Annotated in this window: 20 protein-coding genes and 1 riboswitch; of the genes, 7 read left to right on the forward strand and 13 right to left on the reverse strand. The window is 49.0% G+C overall.

Annotated elements, in window-relative coordinates; genetic code table 11:
- Window positions 1–115: 115 nt before the first annotated feature.
- The gene (locus tag ACTTK7_RS08130; protein ID WP_462867293.1) at window positions 116–1,393 is read right to left on the reverse strand and encodes an NCS2 family permease; all 1,278 of its coding nucleotides are present in this window, start codon (window positions 1,391–1,393) and stop codon (window positions 116–118) included.
- 61 nt (window positions 1,394–1,454) lie between these two features.
- Window positions 1,455–1,552, reverse strand: a riboswitch (purine riboswitch).
- 129 nt (window positions 1,553–1,681) lie between these two features.
- On the opposite strand from ACTTK7_RS08130, the gene ACTTK7_RS08135 reads away from it, so the two are divergent.
- On the forward strand, window positions 1,682–2,572 hold the full coding sequence (locus ACTTK7_RS08135) for an HAD family hydrolase (RefSeq protein ID WP_462867295.1): 891 nt from the start codon (window positions 1,682–1,684) through the stop codon (window positions 2,570–2,572).
- Window positions 2,573–2,624: 52 nt separating this feature from the next.
- On the opposite strand, the gene ACTTK7_RS08140 is transcribed toward ACTTK7_RS08135, so the two are convergent.
- Window positions 2,625–3,044, reverse strand: a complete 420-nt coding sequence (locus tag ACTTK7_RS08140; RefSeq protein WP_462867297.1) for a universal stress protein — start codon at window positions 3,042–3,044, stop codon at window positions 2,625–2,627.
- A 46-nt stretch (window positions 3,045–3,090) separates the two neighbouring features.
- Window positions 3,091–4,542 (reverse strand): SulP family inorganic anion transporter, encoded by a 1,452-nt coding sequence (locus tag ACTTK7_RS08145; RefSeq protein ID WP_462867299.1) that lies wholly within the window; start codon window positions 4,540–4,542, stop codon window positions 3,091–3,093.
- A 277-nt stretch (window positions 4,543–4,819) separates the two neighbouring features.
- Here ACTTK7_RS08145 and ACTTK7_RS08150 point away from each other — a divergent pair, with 277 nt between their 5' ends.
- On the forward strand, window positions 4,820–5,461 hold the full coding sequence (locus ACTTK7_RS08150) for an HAD family hydrolase (RefSeq protein WP_462867300.1): 642 nt from the start codon (window positions 4,820–4,822) through the stop codon (window positions 5,459–5,461).
- 43 nt (window positions 5,462–5,504) lie between these two features.
- On the opposite strand, the gene ACTTK7_RS08155 is transcribed toward ACTTK7_RS08150, so the two are convergent.
- Window positions 5,505–6,125 (reverse strand): HD domain-containing protein, encoded by a 621-nt coding sequence (locus ACTTK7_RS08155; protein WP_462867302.1) that lies wholly within the window; start codon window positions 6,123–6,125, stop codon window positions 5,505–5,507.
- Between the two features lie 159 nt (window positions 6,126–6,284).
- On the opposite strand from ACTTK7_RS08155, the gene ACTTK7_RS08160 reads away from it, so the two are divergent.
- Window positions 6,285–9,518, forward strand: coding sequence for a DEAD/DEAH box helicase (locus ACTTK7_RS08160; RefSeq protein WP_462867304.1), 3,234 nt, complete (start codon window positions 6,285–6,287; stop codon window positions 9,516–9,518).
- Window positions 9,519–9,607: 89 nt separating this feature from the next.
- Here ACTTK7_RS08160 and ACTTK7_RS08165 read toward each other — a convergent pair whose 3' ends face one another.
- The 7 genes from ACTTK7_RS08165 to ACTTK7_RS08195 all read right to left on the reverse strand — a co-directional run bounded on the left by ACTTK7_RS08165 (window position 9,608) and on the right by ACTTK7_RS08195 (window position 17,285).
- A complete protein-coding gene (locus tag ACTTK7_RS08165; RefSeq protein ID WP_462867305.1) occupies window positions 9,608–10,753 on the reverse strand; it encodes a mannitol-1-phosphate 5-dehydrogenase in 1,146 nt (381 codons plus the stop codon).
- The gene (locus ACTTK7_RS08170; protein WP_462867307.1) at window positions 10,750–11,190 is read right to left on the reverse strand and encodes a PTS sugar transporter subunit IIA; all 441 of its coding nucleotides are present in this window, start codon (window positions 11,188–11,190) and stop codon (window positions 10,750–10,752) included. Before ACTTK7_RS08170 ends, ACTTK7_RS08165 begins: the two co-directional genes overlap by 4 nt.
- Before the next feature lie 19 nt (window positions 11,191–11,209).
- Window positions 11,210–13,300, reverse strand: a complete 2,091-nt coding sequence (locus ACTTK7_RS08175) for a BglG family transcription antiterminator (RefSeq protein WP_462867309.1) — start codon at window positions 13,298–13,300, stop codon at window positions 11,210–11,212.
- A gap of 15 nt (window positions 13,301–13,315) precedes the next feature.
- Window positions 13,316–15,106: a PTS mannitol-specific transporter subunit IIBC gene (locus tag ACTTK7_RS08180; RefSeq protein WP_462867311.1), complete on the reverse strand. Its 1,791-nt coding sequence runs from the start codon at window positions 15,104–15,106 to the stop codon at window positions 13,316–13,318.
- 312 nt (window positions 15,107–15,418) lie between these two features.
- A complete protein-coding gene (locus tag ACTTK7_RS08185; protein ID WP_462867313.1) occupies window positions 15,419–16,405 on the reverse strand; it encodes an aldo/keto reductase in 987 nt (328 codons plus the stop codon).
- 60 nt (window positions 16,406–16,465) lie between these two features.
- On the reverse strand, window positions 16,466–16,816 hold the full coding sequence (locus tag ACTTK7_RS08190; protein WP_462867315.1) for a n-acetylglutamate synthase: 351 nt from the start codon (window positions 16,814–16,816) through the stop codon (window positions 16,466–16,468).
- Between the two features lie 13 nt (window positions 16,817–16,829).
- On the reverse strand, window positions 16,830–17,285 hold the full coding sequence (locus tag ACTTK7_RS08195) for a hypothetical protein (RefSeq protein ID WP_462867316.1): 456 nt from the start codon (window positions 17,283–17,285) through the stop codon (window positions 16,830–16,832).
- A 123-nt stretch (window positions 17,286–17,408) separates the two neighbouring features.
- On the opposite strand from ACTTK7_RS08195, the gene thiT reads away from it, so the two are divergent.
- Window positions 17,409–17,969 (forward strand): energy-coupled thiamine transporter ThiT, encoded by a 561-nt coding sequence (gene thiT, locus ACTTK7_RS08200; protein ID WP_244897352.1) that lies wholly within the window; start codon window positions 17,409–17,411, stop codon window positions 17,967–17,969.
- Between the two features lie 114 nt (window positions 17,970–18,083).
- A complete protein-coding gene (locus tag ACTTK7_RS08205; RefSeq protein WP_462867319.1) occupies window positions 18,084–19,127 on the forward strand; it encodes an oxidoreductase in 1,044 nt (347 codons plus the stop codon).
- A gap of 108 nt (window positions 19,128–19,235) precedes the next feature.
- Here ACTTK7_RS08205 and ACTTK7_RS08210 read toward each other — a convergent pair whose 3' ends face one another.
- Window positions 19,236–19,841 carry a GntR family transcriptional regulator gene (locus ACTTK7_RS08210; protein ID WP_462867321.1) on the reverse strand — a complete coding sequence of 202 codons (606 nt, stop codon included), beginning with the start codon at window positions 19,839–19,841 and terminating at the stop codon, window positions 19,236–19,238.
- A 179-nt stretch (window positions 19,842–20,020) separates the two neighbouring features.
- On the opposite strand from ACTTK7_RS08210, the gene ACTTK7_RS08215 reads away from it, so the two are divergent.
- Both ACTTK7_RS08215 and ACTTK7_RS08220 read left to right on the forward strand, forming a co-directional pair.
- A complete protein-coding gene (locus tag ACTTK7_RS08215) occupies window positions 20,021–20,929 on the forward strand; it encodes an NAD(P)-binding domain-containing protein (protein WP_462867373.1) in 909 nt (302 codons plus the stop codon).
- Entirely contained in the window at window positions 20,926–22,353 is a 1,428-nt protein-coding gene (locus ACTTK7_RS08220) for a four-carbon acid sugar kinase family protein (protein ID WP_462867323.1), read from the forward strand. Before ACTTK7_RS08215 ends, ACTTK7_RS08220 begins: the two co-directional genes overlap by 4 nt.
- A gap of 45 nt (window positions 22,354–22,398) precedes the next feature.
- Here ACTTK7_RS08220 and thiE read toward each other — a convergent pair whose 3' ends face one another.
- Entirely contained in the window at window positions 22,399–23,058 is a 660-nt protein-coding gene (gene thiE, locus ACTTK7_RS08225; protein ID WP_462867325.1) for a thiamine phosphate synthase, read from the reverse strand.
- Between the last annotated feature and the right edge of the window lies 1 nt (window position 23,059).

Genomic DNA, 23,059 nt, shown 5'->3' on the forward strand with positions numbered 1-23,059 from the left:
GGATCTCTTTTCCTTTAAAAAATGTATGTAATTCTATGGTGTATGCATCTTCTTTATCTATCGTAAGCGTTTTTACCGCTTCTGCCAATAAAAAAATCCCGCCCGGAAGGCGGGGTTACACCATGTAGGTAAATACATAGTGAAGAAAAAAGAGAAACGAAATAGCGTACATTACCGGCGAAACGGCCCGGGGGCTTCCGAGTGCCATCTTCAGAAGCGGATAGGCTATAAAGCCAAAGGCTATGCCGTCGGCAATGGAATACGTGAGCGGAATGATCCCGATAACCAAATAGGCCGGGAACCATTCGGAGGCATCATCAAAGGAAATATGGCGGATTTCCTGTGCCATCATCCCTCCAACAATAATCAGCACAGGAGCAATTGCACTTTCAGGAATAAATCCTAAGAGCGGTGTGAACAGGAGCGCCACCAAAAACAGCAGTCCGGTTACGACCGCCGTGAGCCCTGTTTTCCCTCCTTCTGCCACTCCTGCAGCGCTTTCTGCAGCCGGAATTGTCGGTGATGTGCCGAGAAAACCACTGCCAAAAGCCGTGACGGCTGCTGCCTGATAGGAACGGCCAAACTTTTCTTTTCGCTCCAGCAGTCCGTGTAAGAGCCCCATACTTTCAAACACGATAATCATAGTCAAAGAAAAGACCGCTGTCCAAAATGGAATAGACGACCAAGCGGAAAAGTCAGCTGCAGTAAATACTGAGGCGTAGTCGCCGGTGGCTGCCGCCGCTTCGCCAGCGCTGCCGCCGCTGATTCCAAACAGTCCCGCGGCAAGCGAGATGACAGCAATGCCGATCAGAAACGCCCCCTTCACTTTACGGACGACAAGCATCAGCATAATCACCAGGCCAAAAAGCGTCAGCATCGCAGACGGTTCTGCCAGGTTGCCGAGGGCTACAAAGGTTTCCTCGTCCCCCTGCACGAGTCCGCCTTTTTGCAGGCCGATAAAGGTTAAAAATACCCCGATACCGACTGTAATGCCCTGCTTGAGCGACAGCGGCACCGCTTGTGCCAGCTTTCCTGCAAGCGGCGTCAACGCCGTTATTAAAAACAGCACGCCTGAAAGAAGGACAATCGCAAGTCCCTGCTGCCATGTCCAGCCCATTCCAATCACAAGCGTATACGCGAAAAAGGCGTTTACGCCCATGCCCGGGGTCAAAATGATCGGGGCATTACCCCACAGCCCGATGAGCAGACAACCAAGGGCTGTGACGAGTGCTGTCGCCAGAAGGGCAAATTCGTACGGCATTCCTGTATCAGACAAAATAGCCGGATTAACGATTAATATATAAGCAATGGTAAAGAAGGACGTTAAGCCTGCCGTCCATTCTTTTTTTACCGTCGTCTGATGGTCCTCCAGCTGAAACAATTTTTTTAGCATGATTCATTCTCCTTTATCTTCCCGTATATGATTTTTAACCATAAAAAAGTGCCCCCGCGTGAAGGATCACGCAGAGACACGTAGTCGGGAAAATCGGCTCCCGGTAGAAACATCGAACCCAGTTCGTCCGATTATACGAGTCATTTTTGTTTGTCAGTTTTTCTTCCAATTATGGAGTATAGCTTCTTCCGGCTATTTCGTCAACTATTATTAACTTCCATTTGTCATTTCGTGTTATTCTGAATGTATAATTCGGACGCCACGGGCGTTACATAAGAGGTGACGGGAATGAACGTAGTAGCAATTGATATGGACGGCACTCTTCTCCATTCAAAAAAATATATATCTGAACAGAACGCCAGGGCGTTAAACCGGTTACGGGCTGAAGGACATAAGCTTGTCATTGCAACCGGCAGGGGGATTGAAGACGTTGAACATCTGCTCGAAAACGCCGGAGTTAAAGCTGATGGCATCGTTTCGCTGAACGGGGCCATCGTAAACCAGGGCCGCTCTGTCGTATACGAAAACGTCATGGAAAAGGAAACAGCACTCCGCGTCGTGCAGTCGCTTGAAGACTTTGGCGTCTATTTTCACGCTTACACAAATAAGGGCATGTTTTATATGCCGAAGGGCTGGCAGTATTTTATGGAGGACGCTCATGAGCTCGTAAAAGAAGAGGACGACTATGAAGACCGCATGGCAGCGTTTAAACGTAAAGAAGAGTACAATACCGGACGCTTCCATATGCACCAGCTCCGCACACTCGAAGACATTGAGGCCGAAGATGTACACGTTTATAAATTTTTGATGCTCTCCCCGCTCGAGGATAAGCTTGCTGCCGTCCGGAGTGCGTGGAAAATCCGCCAGGACGTTTCCATTACGTCTTCAGGCCGGGACAACCTGGAATTTATGCACCCAAACACTGAAAAAGGGGCCGGTCTCCATCACCTGCGTATACAGGCAGGCTGGGAGGATGCGGTCACATTTGCGATCGGTGACAACTTTAACGACGTATCCATGTTCCGTTACGCCGATACTGCCATCGCGATGGAAAACTCCGAACAGGATGTAAAGCTGCTTGCGGATGAAGAAACCAGTCATAATGATGATCATGGAGTTGCTCAGGCCGTATGTGACTATGTGCTGTCTTCCACGAAACGAAAAGCAGAGCCGCACTAAAAACATCCAATAAAAAAACCGTCTGCTGTGGCTTTTGCCACAGCAGGCGGTTTTATTTTACGACAAGCACCGGACATTGTACACGCTTCACCACTTTGTGGCTGACGCTGCCAAGTACCATCGTCTGCAGCTGGTTAAGCCCCCGGCTTCCGATCACAAGGCAGTCATACGTTCCGCTGTTCGCAAAGGAGACAATGGTCGGCCCCGGCTCCCCGTGCTCGATATGAACCTCATAAGAAATACCCGCTTCCTTCAGGTCGTTTTCGAGATCTTCAAGCTGTTCCCGGCGCTTCATCTGAATAATTTCTTTGTTTCCGTAATGCAGCACATCCGATTTGGATTGATCTTTATCAATAATATAAATGACATCCAGCTTTCCGTCCGGCACATTTCTTAATAGCTTTACCGCATGCCCGGAAGCACGGCGGGCATGATCAGACCCATCTGCTGCGAGTAACACTTTCTGGTACACAGACATTCCCCTCCCCATTAACAGTTCTGTATTCTTAACTTATTTATTAATGACCGGAAGACATTCCTTCAAGCTTGCGCATTAATTCCGAGCTTTCCTCGTTAATGCCCGTAAAGTGTAGCTTGGTGCCTTCCTGTTTAAATTTCAGTCTGACTTTTTCAATCGCTTCGACCGCAGAGTCATCCCACAGGTGGGTCCGTGATAAATCAATTTCCACTCTATCGAAATTCTCTTTGTAATCAAAGCTCTTCACAAAGTCAGTTACTGAAGCGAAAAACAATGGGCCGTCCACGTGATACACCCGTGTCGTTTCATCCTTAACGGTTTTACTCACATGAACCTTTGAAATTTTAGCTGCGAAGAAGATAGCACTCAAAATAACACCAGCCCCCACTCCGATCGCAAGATTATGCGTATAAACGACTGTGGCAACCACAATGATCATAACAATAGAGTCCGTTTTAGGTGCTTTCGCAAGCATTGGAAGCGATCCCCAGTCGAATGTGCTGATCGACACCATAATCATAACGCCGGCAAGTGCCGCCATTGGAATCTGAACGACAAGCCCCTGGAGAACGAGTATCAGAAACAACAGAACTACACCCGCTACAAAAGCAGAAAATCTGCCGCTGCCGCCTGATTTTACGTTAATCACTGACTGGCCGATCATCGCACAGGAGGCCATACCGCCGAAGAAGCCAGTAACGACGTTGGAAATCCCCTGTCCACGAGCTTCCTGGTTCTTGTTACTTTCTGTATCTGTCATATCGTCTACGATGGTCGCAGTCAGCAGTGATTCCAATAAGCCAACCACAGATAATGACAGGGCGTATGGCAGAATGATCATCAGTGTTTCAAGCGTCAGAGGTATATCTGGAAGAAGAAACACAGGAAATGAACTTGGAAGTGTTCCCATGTCTCCTACTGTACTGGCGTTAATACCTCCAAAGACTGCCACAATACTCACAATAATGATAGCTACAAGCGTTGAAGGCACGGCCCCGGTAAGCTTTGGAAACAAGTAAATAATGACAAGGGTGATACCAGCCAAAACAAACGGCCAAAAGCCATTTCCCCGGAAATGCTCTATCTGGGCAAGGAAAATTAAGATAGCTAGAGCATTCACAAATCCTACCATCACCGACCTTGGAATAAATTTCATCCAGCGGGCCAGTCCACTAAAACCAATCAGAAGCTGAATGATTCCAGTTAATATGGTGGTCGCAAGCAAATACTGCAGGCCATGATCAGCAACCAATGAAACCATCAAAAGAGCCATAGCCCCCGTTGCTGCTGAGATCATCCCGGGCCTTCCGCCTACAATTGCAATCATTACCGCCATGCTGAAAGAAGCATAAAGCCCAACCTGTGGGTCTACGCCGGCAATAATTGAAAAGGCGATTGCCTCCGGTATTAAAGCGAGTGCAACGACAATCCCTGCCAGCACGTCCCCTTTAATGTTTCCGAGCCACTCCATTTTCAGTTGTGAAAAATTCAAACTTTTTTCTCCTCTCTTTTTTTCAGACTCTTTATCCTTGGTGCATGCGGGCATTCCGGCCTGTTGCGCGCCTCACATGCTTTCTTTTTTCAGGCTTTCATCTGTATGAAAACCAACGTCACGAACCAACAAAGTGTAGCATATCCTATCCATTTTTCAATAGATTACATGAAAGTTTTTATGTAAACGCTCTTTCATACCAGGCTTTTTTCCGTTGATTGAAAACAGGAAAACTCGGGAAAACCAAGTAGCGAGATATCTATTAGGAGGAGTCAATATGTACGGTACTTTTGTTTTTGATGTAGATGGAACACTTATTAATACAGAGGATGCTATTATTAAATCCCTGAGGCGGGCTGTCGAGGAAACTACGGGAGAAGTTATTGAAAACGAAAACCTGCGCCCCCTTCTCGGCATCCCGGAGAAGGACGTTTTGGACCGGCTCGGGCTGCAGGATGATGAACGCCGCACAGTCCAGGAAAAATGGAGCATGTACCTTGAGGACAACCGTTTTTTGATCGATATTTTCCCCGGCATCCAGGAGCTTCTCGAAGGACTTAATATCCAGGGCTACCAGGTTGGTATTGTCACCTCCAAAACACGTGAGGCGTTTGACCACGAAATGAAACCCTTCGGACTGCAGCAGTTTGCTTCTTACATTATCAGCGCCGACGACACTACCCATCACAAGCCTTCTCCGGAACCGCTCCGGGCCTTTATGGAAACGAGCGGAGCAGAAGCCTCCAATACTATCTATATCGGCGACACGCAGCATGACAGTGAAAGTGCTGAAAAAGCGGGCACTGCTTTTGGTTTAGCCGGTTGGGGCGCCGTTCACCCGGAAAACACGTCACCGACGCTCCGTTTTGAGCGTCCCGAAGAAATTTTGGAATATGTTACAAACGCCCCGTCATCATGATCAATATAGAAAGGGCTGCCCGGACAACCGGACAGCCCTATTTTTATGCCTTTCTTTCCCATTCACTGTAAAATTCCTCCAAATAGCTGACCATAAACCGCTGGCGCTTTGTAGCGATTGATAGTCCCGTATCTGTATTCATCATCCCCTTCAGTCTCAGCAATTTATCGAAAAAGTGCTGAATCGCGCTGTTCCGCTCGTTCCGGTACTCCGGACGCGGATCATGAAGCGGCTGATGGATGTGCCCGGTATATGCAAATGTACGGGCAATCCCGATGGCTCCGAGGGCGTCCAGGCGGTCCGCGTCCTGCACTACTTTTCCTTCCAGGGTCTCCGGTGCCCGTTCTTTATGGTGCCGGAAGGAAATCGAAGAAATAATCTGCATAATATGATGCTTCAATTCTTCATCGGCTTCATTTTGCTCAAGCCAGCGCATGATTTTTTCTTCTCCGTCTTCCCCCTCTTCGAGAAGCTTTTCATCCCCTATGTCATGAAGCCAGGCTGCGAGAATACATATATCAGGGTCGGCCCCTTCTTTTTCAGCGATGTCCCCTGCAAGCGCCGCCACCCGCTCAGTGTGCCAATAGTCATGTGCGGGATCTGTATGGGCAAAGAACGCCCATGCCTCCTGCTTCGCTTCATGAATCAGCTGCCTGATATCCATAAGAACCTCTCCTTCCGACTATCTCTTTCTTTATATTATACCTTTTGCAATCGTTATTGTATGTACTTTTATTCCCTTATTTCAGGAGTAATATGCTAAAATACGGTCATGGAAAACGTACGGAAGATAGTATTTCCAGCGTTGCAAGGAGGATGAGGATTGGCTTTATTTGCCCCGGACGCTATACGCCAGATGACCGATGAAACTACATATTTAGAAGGCAAACGCCTGTATGATTTATATAAAATCGCCCATATGACAGAAGAAACCCTGATGCAGACCCGGCATGTGGAAGCAGTCGTAAAGGACACTCCTTTTCCGGAGGACGTTTTTATCGCCGTTGACGGGAGCCATACCATTCAGGAAATGTACTGTTCCTGCGACCGTTTTTATCACTCCTCGTCTGCACCCTGCCGCCACCTTGTTGCCCTGCTGCTCGAAGCCCCTGCCTTCACCAGTCCTCCGGCTGTAACCGGCTTCGGAACACCCGCTGCGGATAATACGGTGAAAAACCAGTTTTTAGAATACTTTTCGCCCTTTCAGTCACGGGTTGAGGATGTAGGCACGCAGATACATGCTGACTTTTTAATCTCTTTTCCTGTTGATAACCGGAGGCCCGATTTTTTATTTCCAATTGTACAGGTGAAGATTGGGGAAAATCAGCGATACACCGTGAAAAACATTCATCAGTTTATTGAAGCAATGAAAAACGAGGTCCCCTTCCGCCTGGCTCCTTCTTTAACATTTGATCCTGTGTCCTACTATTTTTCAGAAGAAGATCTTCATGTCCTTCAGCTGCTTGCCTCTGTGCTTCGGCATGAGGAATGGGGGTCTTCCTTTCAGGAGCAGTGGATAGCGAGAAGCGGATCAAAAAAGGAAATCGCGGTACCACCTTATGCGGTCGAAAAGCTTTTCAGCCTGCTCGATCTCTGCCCGAATGCCTATATCGCAGATACATACGGTGAAAGGCCCTGGAACGTAACAGACAATTGGCCTTATTCTTTTTTTCTAAACTATGAAAAGGAATCCGATACGCTGACCTTCTCCACTCCACAACAGGAAACGCCGTTTTTTATCAGCGACAGCAGATATTGTTTGTGGGACGGACAGCTGTACTGCCCGGAAAAAGAACTGGCGCGAACCGCAGCTGCCGCCCAGCGAATGCTCATGCAGGCAGAAGGCCAGTGTCTCGTTTTTTCCCGCCAGGAGTTTCTCGATACCTTTTTACACTGGGGCGCTCCGTTAATGAATCACTGCTGCCTGGAAATAGATGAGGAGCTGGAGAAAAATCTTCACATAGAGCCGCTGCAGACAGCCCTTTACCTTTCAAAAGGACACGGAGCTACAATTACCGGGGAGCTAATTTACCGTTACGGATTTAAGGAGTACAGTGCCTTCCGGCCGGACCCCGTTCCGTCTGTCGAAGATTCCTACTTTATGCCCCGGGACCGGCAGCAGGAACACCTGCAGCTCCAATGGCTGCAGCAGAAAGGGTTCCTTCAGGAAAATGACCGCTTCGTCCTTTCTTCCCCGAAAAATATTATTGATTTTTTGTCAAAGGAGCTGGCAGCCCTGCGGCCATATATGGATATTTTCATGAGTGAGGAGGTGGAAAATATGCTTATTCCCGGGGAGAGCCTGGCGTTATTTTCCGACATTCATGCCGGTGAGGGATGGATGAAGCTGTCGCTTACCTCATCTGTAACAGGCGCGTTAGAAACACCCGGGATCTGGAAGGCGCTCCAGGAGGGACAGGAATTCTACAAAACAGAAGACGACCGGTATGTGCCTCTCGATGACGACCTTTTGCAGCGCCTTTCCCGTGCATTACAGCATATGCCAAAGCCGGGACAGGACACAGAAGTCGATTCCGTGCGCTATCCGGCCCATCAGGCATTTAATCTGGACAAATATCTCTCCGGCACCGGCCGCTGGCAGACGACCCTGGATGTCGATGATATGCTTAAAAACATCCAGCATGCTGCTGAAAACCATACCACGCTTGCTGAGCCGCTCGATGTAAAGCTGCGGACTTACCAGCGCGAAGGAATTCAGTGGATGAAGCAGCTCGCTGCCTACCGGTTCGGCGGTATTCTGGCAGACGACATGGGACTTGGAAAAACACTGCAGGCGCTTAGCTTTATTGCGACAGAATACAGGGAAAATCCTGGAGGAGAACCATTTGTTATTATCGCACCCTCCTCACTTTTATATAACTGGAAAAAGGAAGCCGAGCGCTTTTTTCCATCGTTAAGAGTGACCGTCGTTTCCGGCAGCAAAAAAGAACGGGAGCAGCAGATCCAGCAGCAGAGCGATATTTTCATTACCTCCTACCCTTTGATTCGCCGGGACGTTGAGTGGTACAGAGAAACATTTTTCCGTGGCATTCTGCTCGATGAGGCTCAGGCGGTCAAAAACGCCGGGTCCAAAACGGCAAAAGCTGTGAAGCAGCTTCGGGGCCAATACTGCTTTGCCCTGAGCGGAACCCCGGTGGAAAACAGGCTTGATGAGCTGCGGGCAATATTTAGCGTCGTAATGCCCGGGCTGTTTCCAAACAAAAAGCTGTTTTCTTCCTGGAGCCCGGAGGAGGTGCGGGACAGAGCCTCCCCCTTTATTATGAGACGCACGAAAAAAGAAGTGCTCCAGGAGCTGCCTGAAAAGGTGGAAACAACGACTTACTGCGACCTGTCAGCCAGCCAGGCGGACATATACAAAAAAACGCTGCGGAACGTGCAGCAGGAAGCGGACGCCCTGCTTGAAGAAGGAGCAGACGCCAACCGCATGCATCTTCTTTCCCTGCTGACCCGCCTGCGGCAGATCTGCTGCCACCCCGCGCTCGTGGAGCCCGACTACCAAAGCTCCTCAGGAAAGCTTGAAGAACTCGTGCGCATTCTTCACGAAGGGGCAGCAGGCGGCCAACGGATCCTTATTTTTTCCCAATTCACTTCTATGCTTGCTCTTATCAAAAGCCGTCTGGCTGAAGAAGGTATCGATTATTATTATCTTGATGGGAGCACCCCGGGAGAGGAACGGGTGCGCCTTGCTGAAGCCTTCAACGAAGAAGAAGGACCGGATGTTTTCTTAATTTCTCTGCGTGCCGGCGGCACCGGCCTTAACCTAACCGGGGCAGATACCGTAGTTTTGTATGACCTATGGTGGAACCCGGCGGTGGAGATGCAGGCAGCCGACCGCGCCCACCGTCTCGGCCAGACCAGAACAGTGCAGGTAATCCGTCTTATCACTCATGAAACCATCGAAGAAAAAATCCAGCACATGCAGGAGGAAAAACGCCACCTGTATGACCAGGTCATCACTGACGAACAGACCAGCCTGAACACCCTGACCGAAAATGACATCCGCCTCCTATTAACCGGAAGAGCGCAGGAAACCTGATCAACGGCGCAGGCTCTGGAGGAGGTTTGCCTATATAAATTAAAGAAGCAGAAGCGCCCAGCTGGGTGCTTCTGCTTCTTTGTTTACTATTATTGTTCCGGAAGATATCCGGCAACCAACTCAATCAGCGGGTGATGAACAGGAAGCTCAGCGTAATGACTCAAAGCTCCTTTGTATCCTTCCCGGTCGATTGTATTCTGAAGCTCAACGGCCTCTCCGTCTTCGGTTACGTTAAATTGAAGCGCGGCAGCGATAACAAAGGCGAGTGCTTCCGGGCGCTCCCCGGCTTCCTGCAGCTCCACCGCAGGACGGACTAACCGGTCCTTCGGTCCAAGCTTCCGGATCGGCCCGCGGCCCACCCGCGTCACCGGATCGGAAAGATATTTATTTGAAAATCGTCCTTTGATTTTTGTCTGATATTCGCTCTGCTCTTTTTCACCGAACCCATGCTTAATTTGCAGCAGACGGCCGGTTTCCCGGACCGCCGCTTCAAAGGCTCCTGACACCTCCGGATGATCCATCGCTTCTTTCGTGGTTTCACATCCGTATAAAAAGCCGACATACGCAAGCGCTGCATGGCCGGTATTTACCGTAAACAGCTTCCGCTCAATATACGGAGTGAGATCGTCCACATAAGTCACAGCCGGTATATCCGGAGTTTTCCCTTTTAGTAACGGTTCTTCCACAGCCCATTCTAAAAATGGTTCAACGACCACCTTCAATCCCTGACCCTCAGGCTGATTTGGCACAATGCGGTCCACGGCGGCATTCGCAAAGCCGGCAAACCCATCAGTTTTCTTTTTTTCTTCGTCCGTCAGCTGTTCCCAGACGTATTTTTTTAATTCCGCTGTTCCAGCCACCATATTCTCGCAGGCGATAATATTAACCGGACTGGCGTTCCCTTCAGCAGCTTTTTGCTGTAATGCTTTCGCAATAACGGGCGCTACATGCTTTAACACTGCCGGTCCGACGGCCGTGGTAATCAAATCGGCTTCCGCCAGCTTCTGTATAAGAGCGTCTTCCTCTTTCGCACTGTGAAAAGCCTGGACTCCTGAAATCGTCTGAGCAGAGGCTCCGTCTTCGGCGAGCTCTACTACGTATTCGCCCTTGTCCTTCAGCTGCCCGATTAAAGAATCGTTAACATCGGCAAAATACAGCTCGTAACCGGCATCAGACAGCACCTGTCCGATAAATCCACGGCCGATGTTGCCAGCGCCTATCTGTACTGCGATCATGAGAGTTCAACCTCTCCGATCACATCAAGCAGCTCTTCTTTAGAGGAAGCCTGGACCATTTTTTCGATATTATCTCCGTCGGAACACACAATTGCAATCTTCGATAAAATGTTCAGATGCTCATCGCCCTTGCCGGCGATACCAATTAAAATTCTCACTTCATTGCCGTCAAAGTCGACTCCATCCGGCACCTGGACCACTGACAATCCGGAATGGTCCACCCATTCACGCGAATCCTCCGTGCCGTGCGGAATCGCCACGCCGTTGCCCATAAAAGTCGATGTTACCTTTTCGCGCTCAAGCATGCTGTCAATATAGTTTTGCTGCACGTATCCATTATCAACAAGAACGCCTCCTGCCTCACGGATGGCTTCTTCTTTTCCTCCGAGCGATACATTCAATTTTACATTTTCCTTCTGCAGTACTGGTTTAGTCATATGAATTCTCTCCTTCTCCTTAATTTATTTTCCGTTTCAACCATTCCCGAAAAACTTCATCAATATGCTTTTGAATGTCATTTTCTTCCCCACTCCTGAGGGCATCCAGCCGATCGGTATTCATCAGCATCTCTTCACTGATCGTACTCATCAGCTCAAACACTTCTTTTCGTTCCTGCTGTGGTGCAAGCATGACCAAGATACGGTCAACGTCCGTGGTTCTACCGTCCATGGCGGTCAGTGCCTGTGATGCTTCGAGCTCCCACAGCGTCAGGGATGGTTCATTCACCAGAGCGCTCCGCGTATGAAACAACGCTACATTGGTGCCCGGAATCGCAAACCCCTTCGCCTGCTTTTCCCAGATTTCCTCTGCAATACTTCCGGCGTCCTGAACGATATTTTCTTTCTTTATCTCATTTATAATCCAGTAAACAGCCAGTTCAGCGTTTTGTCCGCCCGTCACTTTTCTCATATAAAAGCGGTGATACATTTGTACGGTTAAATCTACGCAAAGCTGTATTTCATATAAACTGAGCGGCGTTTCATGTGCTTCCTTCCGGTTCACTGACACCCCGGCTCTGCTCTGCTCGCGGTAGATGGAATCCGCTGTCCGAAGGACTGCTCCCGTATCTTCTTCATTTAAAAAAGGGTGAACAACTAAATGTGGAAGCGGCTGAGGATCCAGGGGGATCGTAGAGATAATTAAATCATAGCCGTTCATATTCATTTCTTCGAGATCGAGCAGGCTGACATTTTCGAGATCCCCGAGCACAGGTACTTCTTTGCGCAGCCGGCTTTCCAGCAGCTTCGAGGAGCCGATGCCGCTCGAACATACGACAAGCGCATGCAGGGGAGCGGCAGCTTCTTCATGCTCTATTGCCGTTCCGAAATGAAGGACCAGAAAACCTACCTCGGCATCCGGAAGATAGCTCTCCGTAAATACGGTATCTGCTGCCTGCCGAAGCTTCGTAAACAAATCAGCATAATTTTCTTTAATAGATTCCATCAGTGGATTGTGGATTCTCATGTTTTCGCTAAGCCGGTACAGCGCCGGCTCGAGGTGAGCTACAAGCCCTTCATACAGGGAATGGTTCTTCTCGAGCGGCTCTCCCGTTAATCTTCCCATCTCCTGAATCAATGCTTTTGCTTTCATAGCCACCGGCAGGTGCTCTGCCTCCAGCTGGTTTTCCACAGGCGCCCGGAGCTTGGCCCCCCGCAGATGCATCGTAATATAGCCGATTTCTGCTTCTGGAATAGAAAGCTCAAGCACACGCTCGAGCTTTTGAATAATAGCTTCTGCAATCGCAAATTCCTTCGTTTCACGCAGGTTCTCCATGTAGTCCGCATTAATATCAATGCTTTCTCCGACAGAGATACGCTCAATCGCCAGGGTTAAATGGACAATCAGGCCTATATAGGCACTGTCGGCAAAATTCCGCGGAAGCTGGTCCTGCATGTTCGACAGCACCTGCTCCACCGTCGACCAGTGGTTTTCTCCCACCATATCAAGTAAACGTTCAGCTACGCGGCCCTGTTCGGTCTGCACGTTTCGCTCATAAATGTGGTGGCGGATCGAGCTGAGCAGTTCTTTTTCTTCCACATTTTCCGCAATCAGACTGCTCATCGCCCGGCGTTTAGCTGATTCCGGGCCCTGCACTTCCACCCCGTAGCCCCTGCGTCTCACAAGCGTGAGTGAAAATAGCTCAAGCCAGTCTTTGAGTTTATCCAAATCCTGGCTGATCGTTGCTATAGTCACTTTTAATTCAGCGCCAAGCGCCGTTAATTTCACGGGCCCGTCTGACTCCAGAATGAGACAGATCAGCAGAGTACGGCGTTCATCCGGCGTATATTCAATAACGGCTGGACGCTGGAGGCGGAGTCTGATTTCTTTGAAATCCTCCTCCGCTCCTTTAAGCCGCACACCGCTTCCTGTTCGTCTTTCGAGTTCAACCTGTTCGCCGGCAAGCCAGTCCTCCAGCTTATCAAGGTCCCGATGGATGGTCCGGGAGCTTACATTCATCTCTTCAGCTATATCAGCCACTGGCTTTAGCTCCTGATGATGCAAAAGATGCAGCAGTAATTCGCGTTCCCGGCCTGTGAGGTATTCCATCGGTCCCTCCCTCCTTTATTCTCTTGTTTTTAGATCTTCAACCACTTCGTCGTACTTGTCACTTCCAAGGAAGTTTTCCACCGATACGTGTTCAGCGTCCGGCCGTTTCTGCCGTGCCCGTTCGGTTAAATCCTTGTGCGTAATAATCAGGTCAGCGTCGTCCGGAATGTTCGAGATCGATGTGTTCGATACACTGATATCGAGCCCGGCCTTTTTCACTTTGTCCTTCATGACCGATGCTCCCATCGCGCTTGAGCCCATACCGGCGTCACAGGCAAAAATGATTTTGTTTACCGGCGCCTTTGCTGCTGCCGCTGTCCCAGCCGGGGAGCTTTCTTCCACGCCTTTTTTCTGCTTCAAATCTTCAACTACCTCATCATACTTGTCGCTTCCGAGGAAGTTTTCCACCGATACGTGTTCAGCGTCCGGCCGTTTCTGCCGTGCCCGTTCGGTTAAATCCTTGTGCGTAATAATCAGGTCAGCGTCGTCCGGGATGTTCGAGATCGATGTGTTCGTCACGCTGATATCGAGTCCGGCCTTTTTCACTTTGTCCTTCATGACCGACGCTCCCATGGCGCTTGAGCCCATACCAGCGTCGCAGGCAAAGACAATTTTGTTAACATCTTTATCCAAATAAGCGCCGGTTCCAGCTTCGGAAGTCTCGGCTGTTTCCGCATTGGAATGAAGGGCGGACGCTGCCGAGCTTTTCTTGCCTTTCATGCTTTCCATCTTCGCTGTGGATTCTTCAAGAGTTTCTCCTTCATTGGAGCTGAACTTCAAAATCAGAGAAGCAATAATGAATGATACAGCTGCTGAAAGCACTACGCCCAATAAGACTCCGAAGAAATCCCCAGGAGCTGCAAGACCAAGTACCGGGAAAATACTTCCTGGTGACGGCACGCTTGTGAGACCGACGTTAAACAGGGAAAACGTGAATACCCCGGTCATGCCGCCTGCGATAGCCGCAAGAATAGTGAGAGGCTTCGACAATACGTACGGGAAGTAAATTTCATGAATACCGCCCAGGAATTGAATAATCATAGCACCCGGAGCGGAAGCCTTCGAAATACCCGTGCCAAATATAGCAAATGCAAGCAGGATACCTACCCCGGGACCCGGGTTTGGCTCAAGCAGGTACAGAATTGATTTTCCGGCAGAAGCCACCTGCTCTGCTGCGATTGGACTAAGAACCCCGTGGTTAATGGCGTTGTTTAAAAACAGCACCTTCGCCGGTTCAATAATAATACTTGTTAACGGCAGCAGGCCTGTGTTAACTAGAAAGTCCACCGCTCCGCTTAAAACATTCGTCAACCATTGCACAACCGGACCAATGGCAAGAAGACCGAAAATCGCCAGAAAGAAGCCGATAATACCTGCAGAAAAGTTGTTTACGAGCATTTCAAAGCCCTGACGGATTTTCCCTTCGACCAGCTTGTCGAATCCTTTAATGGCAATACCGCCGAGCGGGCCCATCGCCATAGCTCCAAGGAACATCGGGATATCAGCACCAGCCACAACGCCTATTGTCGCAACCGCACCGACGACCCCGCCGCGGACGTCGTGGATAATTTTCCCGCCCGTGTAACCAATCAAAAGCGGGAGCAGATAAATGATCATCGGATCTACCAGTGTTGCTAAAGTTTCGTTTGGCACCCAACCGGATTCGATAAATAATGCCGTAATCAGTCCCCATGCAATAAAAGCACCGATATTGGGCATGATCATGCTGCTTAAAAAGCTGCCGAACTTTTGAACCCTTGAGCGGATGCTTTTTTTCTGCGGTGCATTTTCTGTTGATGCACTCATTGTGTTTCCCCCTTTTTTTGGCCCAAATATATTGATGACAATAATGAAATGATTTCTTGATGAAATATGGACCGTTCATTTTTAGTATTCGCTTACACCTTCATTTTATGGGGATTCCCGAACAAACACAATTAAAGAAAAATACAAATACGACAGTATCAATGTTGACACGATTAAACAAACAGGCTCAAATGCTTTAAAGCACCTCAGTCCCTTCCTGGCTTTATTATTTATATGTATTATTCGCTGTCTTTTCTCCGGCATCCTTTATTTCATAAAAAAAATGCCGCACACAGGCGCAGCATTTTTTCTTTACCGGGTTGGAGGAGCCATAAATTCAGGTCCTACCGGATCTTTTACGTGTTTATTTACAATTTCGTTCACGGCTTTCATATCCGTCTGGTCGAGCTGCCAGTTCATAATTTCCTCAATGCCGTTCATCTGGTCCGGACGGCGGCCTCCCCACAGGGCTGTACTTGTTCCGGGCTGATCCAGCACCCAGCGGACAGCCAGATGAATCACGCGCTTATCGTATTTATTTTGCACGTATTGATCGAGTTCGTTTACCGCCGCAATGTACTGCGGAAAACGGTCCTGCTGAAACTTCGGATCCCCGTTGCGGAGATCATCACCTTCAAATGTCGTGTCTTTCGTCATTTTACCGCTCAACAGTCCGCGGCACAGCGAACCGTACAGCAGCGTGGAAACGTCCTGCTTTTCGGCATAAGGCAGAATGTTTTCTTCAATGCCCCGTTCGAAAATATTATACGGCGGCTGGATAACATGAACCGGTGCCGTTTTTTGAAATTCTTCGATCTGCTCCACAGTAAAATTACTGACCGCTATTGCGCGGATTTTTCCTGCATCCAGTATTTCTTTCATGGCTCCTGCCGTTTCGGCCATATCTGCTTTAGGATCCGGCCAGTGCACATGATAAATATCGATATGGTCAGTCTGAAGCCGCTGCAGGGAATCATCAATTTCCCGGTGGATCCGGGCAGCCGTACCGTCCCGGAAGGCACCTTCATCGTTCCAATTCATACCGCACTTGCTCGACAGTACAACGTTTTGCCGTTTATTATCCTGTTTTAACGCCTTCCCGACAATTTTTTCTGACTCTCCGAGCCCGTAAGCAGGAGCAGTATCCACAAGGGTAATGCCTTTATCAAGAGCTGCATGTATCGTTTCAATCGACTGCTTTTCATCTGTTCCGCCCCATTGTGTGCCGCCAATCGCCCACGTTCCCAGCCCTATCCGGGACGGACGCAGATCTGTGCCGGCAATGGAAGTATGTTCCATATTGAAAGTCTCCTTTGTATGATGCGTAGTCGAACATACTTTTCCTCCTGTACCGGGATTTTAAACCATGTCACTTTTCAACTCTTCTACGATAGATGTTCCCTTCTCACTACTTTTATCCTGCCACTGCCACTGTTCGTGCAAACGGATCCTTCCGTCCTCCAGCACTTCCGGGACCGAGTAACACTTGCCGCCGCGGAGGCTCCAGTCCTCGTTTACGTGATTGTAGCGGAATTCCAGGTCGCCATTGGCATGGACTTTTCCAATTAACACGCCGGAAACGACTTCGCCTCCAGAATAACGGGCCCGAAGCACTGACCCGTCCTGTTCATAATGAAAAACGGTCTGGCCTGATACCTCTCCGCCTGCGCTGTTTTCTATGCCTGCAAACTGTCTGCCGTGATAGTTCACTGTTTTTCCTCCTTCATTGTCCGAGCGAACGGGCTAACTGATTTGAAAACATGATGACCGCTAAAAAAAATGGACCGGATCCTGCCATGATCCAGGCAATCGTCTGTGCCTGCACAAACTGAGAAATAAAAAATGACATGGAGGAAGCCATGGTCACCACGACAAAAAAGCCGTCGAGCTGATAGGCGTAGATAATCGATACGCCGTAAAAAATGCCAAGAAAACCGAAAAAAAACGTACCCAGAATTGGATACAGAATATGATACTGATACGGCTCCACAAGCTTAAGCAGAAGCACCCCGACGATCGAGCCAAGATACGTGCATACCGCCAAAAGAAAGGCCAGATTGGGAAAAAGCTGTACCTCCCCGAGGATAATTGTATAAAATATAAATAACAGCAGGGTCACCGTACAGGCGGCTCCGCTGCCCTTTAAATACTCCCTCAGCATATCTGTCGATGTCTCCATGGAATCCTCTCCCTGTTTTTCCTTGTTTTCATATTATATCAGACAAACCTGTATCCTTGTCGTTTCTTTCTTTTTCCCATTATGCTACGATAGTATCGGTAAATTTTAGGGAGGTGTTCATCATTGGAGAGGGGTAAACGTTTAGCAATTATGATAGAAACAGCATTCATGGCTGCTCTCTCTTTTATTCTAGGATTTCTTGAATTCGGCGGACCGTGGCTCGCCGGCGGTTCGATTTCTTTTATTATGGTTCCTATTTTTTTAATGGCGTTTCGCCGCGGATGGAAAGCGGGGCTTGCGACAGGGTTTCTGGCAGGAATGCTCCAGCTTCTGCAGGGAGCTACCATCGTCCATCCCGTGCAGCTTGTACTTGAATACCCGATCGCTTACACGGTGCTTGGTTTTGCTGCCATTTTCACGACCCACGCTGTCTTCCGGGAGCGGATTCCTTACCTTTTAATGCTTATTGGCATTGTTTTCGGGGCACTGCTTCGCTACATCGACCACTTTGTCTCAGGCGTCATCTGGTTTGGCAGCTACGCACCGGAGGGGACACCTGTTGTGGCGTATTCGGCGCTCTACAACGCTTCATATTTAATTCCGCAAACTATTATTACCGTTATTATTCTATTTGTTATCGCAAAATACCGCCCGAAATTTTTTGACCAGCCAAAATGGAAATAGGCACGGGGCTTTAAAGCGGCAGGACAACTGCCGCTTTTTTCTATAGTAGTTACGTTTCCTTTTACGGGCGGAGGGGAAAAAGCTTATTAATAACTTTTGAGGAGGTCGTCAGCCATGCAGCCAATCAATACCGCTATTATCGCTTTTGGTTTTTCAGGCTCTGTGTTTCACACACCTATTATCGAAAAAAGCGATCATTTTAATATCCGCCTCGTTTCATCCTCGAGTGCAGAAAAAGTACATGAGCGGCTTCCGGGCGTTGAAGTTACCGATGAAGCAGAGGAGGCCTGCCGGCGCGACGATATTGATCTTGTTGTTATTACGAGTCCGAACACGACGCATTACCCTCTGGCCAAAGCTGCCATTGAAAACGGCAAGCACGTGGTACTGGAAAAACCATTCGTGCCTACATATGAGGAAGCGGTGGAATTGACAGAGCTCGCCGAAGCAAATGATGTTGTTTTAAGCGTGTATCACAATCGCCGATGGGACGGTGATTTTTTGACGATCCGTTCCCTGGTGGAAGCAGGTTCGCTTGGCGACGTTCATACCTTTCAGGCGGCCTGGAACGACTATGCTCCGGAGGTGGAGGGCCTGTGGCGTGAGCAGGATCTGCCGGGCTCGGGCAGCTGGTTTGACTTAGGCGCCCATTTCATTGATCAGGTGCTTGAGCTGTTCGGTATGCCGGAAACCATTTTCGCTGACCTCGAAATGCAGCGCCCGAAAACGAATAATACCGATTATTTTCACGCGATTCTCGGTTATCCAAACCAGCGGGTTATTTTACAGTCCAGCTTTCTTGCCGTTGGAGAGGTCCCGCGCTATATTGTGCATGGAACCAAAGGCAGCTTTGTGAAATACGGCTTTGATCCCCAGGAGGAAATGCTGATTAATGGGATAACGCCCGGGGACGAGAGATGGGCTGTGGAGGATGAGGCTTACTACGGAACGTTTACCGATGCCTATGGCGGAACAGAAAAGATCCCTACCCATCAGGGATCGTATGAGTCCTATTATGAAAAGATCGCCCGGGCTATTCAAAAGGATGGCAAAAATCCGGTGACCGCCATTGAAGCGAGCAGAGTTATACGTTTGCTGGAGCTCGCCGAAAAAAGCAATTGGGAACAAAGGGTCATTCCAGTTTCGTTTAATAAATAAAAAGCTTCTTTCCACAAGCCCTCATATAGACGGGATTTTCCCACTCCCGTCTGCATGGGGGTTATTTTTCTTTCCGGAAAAGGGGCTGCGGATGTATTTCGCCGGCCCTCACCAGGAATGGATCGAAAAATCCAGATCCTTTTTTAAATGACTTTTCATCAATGCTTCTGCCTTCTCCTCCTCGTGGTTTCGAACCGCTTCAAGTATGGCCTCATGTTCCTCAATCAGACGCGGCCTCTGGTGATATACTACTGTTCTCCGGAATAAAAAAATAACTGACTGCATTCGTTCAATCGTATCGATTAGTACGTCGTTATTGCTCGCCCTGACGATAATATCGTGGAATTCTTTATTTGCCTCCATAATTTCTTCCGTGGTGCCCTGCTTCGCAGTTTCTATACATCTCTGCAGACCTTCCATCCGGTCAGGCCCCATGTAACGGGCGGCCTGGCGGACAGCAAACCCTTCGAGCAGCATCCGCACATCAAACGTATTCATTAAATCCTTAATCGTCGGATTGATCACCCGCTTATCTTTAATTAAGCCCTCCTCTTCAAGCTTGCGCATCGCGTCTCTTACAGGGGTCCGGCTTACCCCGAGTTCGTCTGCAAGCTTCACTTCCGTTAATTTTTCCCCGCGTTCATATTTTTCCTCAAATATGGCATCCCGAATTTTTTCATATGCCGTATCTGAAGCCGAATGCTGTTGCTTCATCTTGTTCCCACCCCTTCTGGTGCAATCTTCTGTTTTCATTTCTTATTCTCATTATACCTATTTAATAGAAATCAAAACAACTTGCCGTTTAATGTATACAATAAATATATAATTGTGTACAATAATTCCATTGTAAACCTTATCACTTTTAATAAAAAACGCTTTTCCTACTTAATAAACTGAAGGAGTGGAACCATATGAATATTGGACAAATTGGTTTAGGCATCATGGGAGGGCCGATGGCTGAAAATCTTCTGAAGGCCGGTTTTGCAGTGAAGGGCTTTGATATCCACCCTGCAGCCAGGCAGCGGATAACGGAAGCAGGCGGGGAAGCTGCCGATTCTGCCAGAAAAGCAGCCGAAGACAGTGACATTATTATTACCATGCTACCTACAACAGCTATACTCGATGAAGTAATAAATGGTATTCTGCCGGTCGTAAAAAAAGGAGCAGTCGTGATTGATATGAGCTCTGTCTCCCCCGTGGATTCCAGGCGCTGGGCAGAAAAGCTTCAGGAAAAAGAAGCAGCCTTTCTGGATGCCCCCGTAAGCGGCGGGGAGCCCAAAGCGATAGACGGTACACTTTCCATCATGGCGGGCGGGGATGCTCACGCCTTTGCCACTGTTTATCCAGTGCTCTGTGCTGTTGGCACAGATGTCACACACGTCGGTGAAGTGGGCGCTGGTTCCACCACGAAGCTCGCCAATCAAATATTAGTAAATGTCACGATGGCAGCCATGTCAGAAGCAGTCCTCCTTGCCTCCAAAGCTGGAGCGGACATTGATAAGGTATATGAGGCTATCCGCAACGGCCTGGCCGGCAGCAGTGTGCTCGACGCAAAAATCCCGAAAATTCTCGAACGGGACTTTACTGCAGGCGGACGGATTGATATTAACTTAAAGGATCTGTCCAACGTCCTTCAGACCGGGAAATCACTCGGGGTTCCCCTGCCGCTTTCGTCGGACGTGGCTGAAATGTACGAGTCCATGGTCGCACACGGCAAAAAATCCGACGATCACAGCGGCGTGCTCCAGCATTATGAAATGCTTGCGAACTATTCAGTGCCAAAAGGAGGAAAATACGAATGACCGAAATCAATGATTATATTAACTCTCTGCCTGCTTATGATGAAAAGAACGTAGATGCTTTTTTTAAGGAAGCTGCTAAAAATATACCTCACAAAATCATTTCCCTCGACGATGATCCGACTGGTGTGCAGACGGTTCACGGCGTACCAGTTTATACAGACTGGGAAGAGGAAACGATCCGGGAGGCATTTGAAGACGCACGGCAGCTGGTGTTCATTCTTACAAATTCACGTTCCTTTTCTGAAGCCGAAACAACGAAGGTTCATACCGATATCGCAGAGCGAATAGCCCGCGTGGCTGAAGAAAAAAATCAGCCGTTTCTGCTGATCAGCCGGGGAGATTCCACCCTGCGGGGGCACTACCCGCTCGAAACAGAGGTTTTAAAAGACAAGCTGGAAGCCCGGACAGGCAGGGCGGTGGACGGAGAAATTCTTCTTCCCTTTTTTGAACAGGGAAACCGGCGGACCGTTTTCGACATGCACTACATTCAGCAGGGGGAAACCTTTGTACCCGTTGCAGAGACGGAATTTGCCAAAGACCGGATGTTCGGATTTGCTTCAAGCCACTTAGGGGAATATGTAGAAGAAAAAACAAACGGCCGGTTTAAAAAGGAAGACGTTATTTCCATCTCTATCGACGAGCTCCGGGCTCTCGACTTCGACGCGGTCGAAGCTAAACTCGAACAGGCATCGTCCTTTCAAAAGATTATCGTCAACGCTGTCAGTGAAACAGATGTTAAAGTATTCTGCACTGCCCTCTTCCGGGCCGTGCAAAACCGCAAAAACTTTCTATTCCGGACGGCGGCGACATTTACTAAAGAAATTGGCGGCATCACCCGCAAACCATATTTAGAGGCGGGCAGCCTCTTTGTGCATCAAAGTGATAATGGCGGTCTGGTTATTATCGGCTCCCATGTGCAAAAATCAACGGAGCAGCTCGAAGCCCTAAAACAGCTGACCGATATTTCATTTGTGGAATTTTATTGCCCTGCAGTGATGGATGAAGAGGCATTCCAGAAGGAAATCCGCCGTGTCCAGCAGCTCGTCGATAACTCCATTGAGCAGGGAACGACGGTGTGTGTCTACACTTCCCGGGAGCGCATTGACTTAGGGGAAAACCGAAAAGAAGAAGAGCTGGCGTTATCTGTAAAAATTTCTGATGCAGTAACAAATTTTGTGAAGAACGCTGCTTATCAGCCGGCGTTTGTCATTGCAAAAGGCGGTATTACATCGAGCGATGTCGGCACGAAGGGGCTGCTCGTTAAAAAAGCAGAAGTACTCGGGCAGATTGCTCCCGGCGTACCCGTCTGGCAGACAGATGCCAAAAGCCGTTTCCCGGGAATTCCATATGTAATATTTCCGGGAAATGTAGGAGAAAAAGACACATTAAAGCTTGTGGTACAAACGCTCCAAGAGCATCTATAATACAAAAAACCGGCGGGACAATTTACAGGCTCCCCGCCGGTTTTTCTATTTTTCCTGCTTTTCTGCCGGCCCATCCAAAAGGCTGCGAAGATTTCTTGCAGCATTCTCCGGCGCGTCTGCCAGACTGATGGCAGAGATCAGCGATACCCCGTCCGCCCCTGCCTCCACAATATCAGCAGCGTTGGAGGCATCGATGCCGCCAATCCCTACAATTGGAAGGACGATGCCTTCTTCCCGGAGCCGGCGGATACCTTCAAGCCCGACCGGAGTTTTGGCATCTTCCTTAGTATCCGTCGCAAACATCGGACCCACGCCCAGATAATCCGCCCCGTCTGCAGCCGCCCGGTGCGCCTCTTCAATAGTGCGCACAGATACCCCGACCACCATGCGGGAAGGGCAGCGTTCCTTGACTTTGGAAGCCGGGTCGTCCTCCTGCCCGATATGAATTCCGTCTGCTTCGAGCCGGATCGCCATATCCACGTCGTCATTCACAATAAACGGGACATGAAAAGCAGCACATTGAGCCTTCATCTTCCGGCCAAGCCGCCACTTTCCCTCTTCAGACAGCGCCCCCCGGCCTTTTTCGCGGAACTGGAAGCACGTAATACCGCCCTGAAGAGCTTCCTGCAATACCTGCTCCGGATTTCTTCCGCCTGTATTGTTGCTTCCCATAATAAAATACAGCTTCAGCATCTTTTTATCCATG

The sequence above is a fragment of the Marinococcus tarijensis genome, from assembly GCF_054971385.1.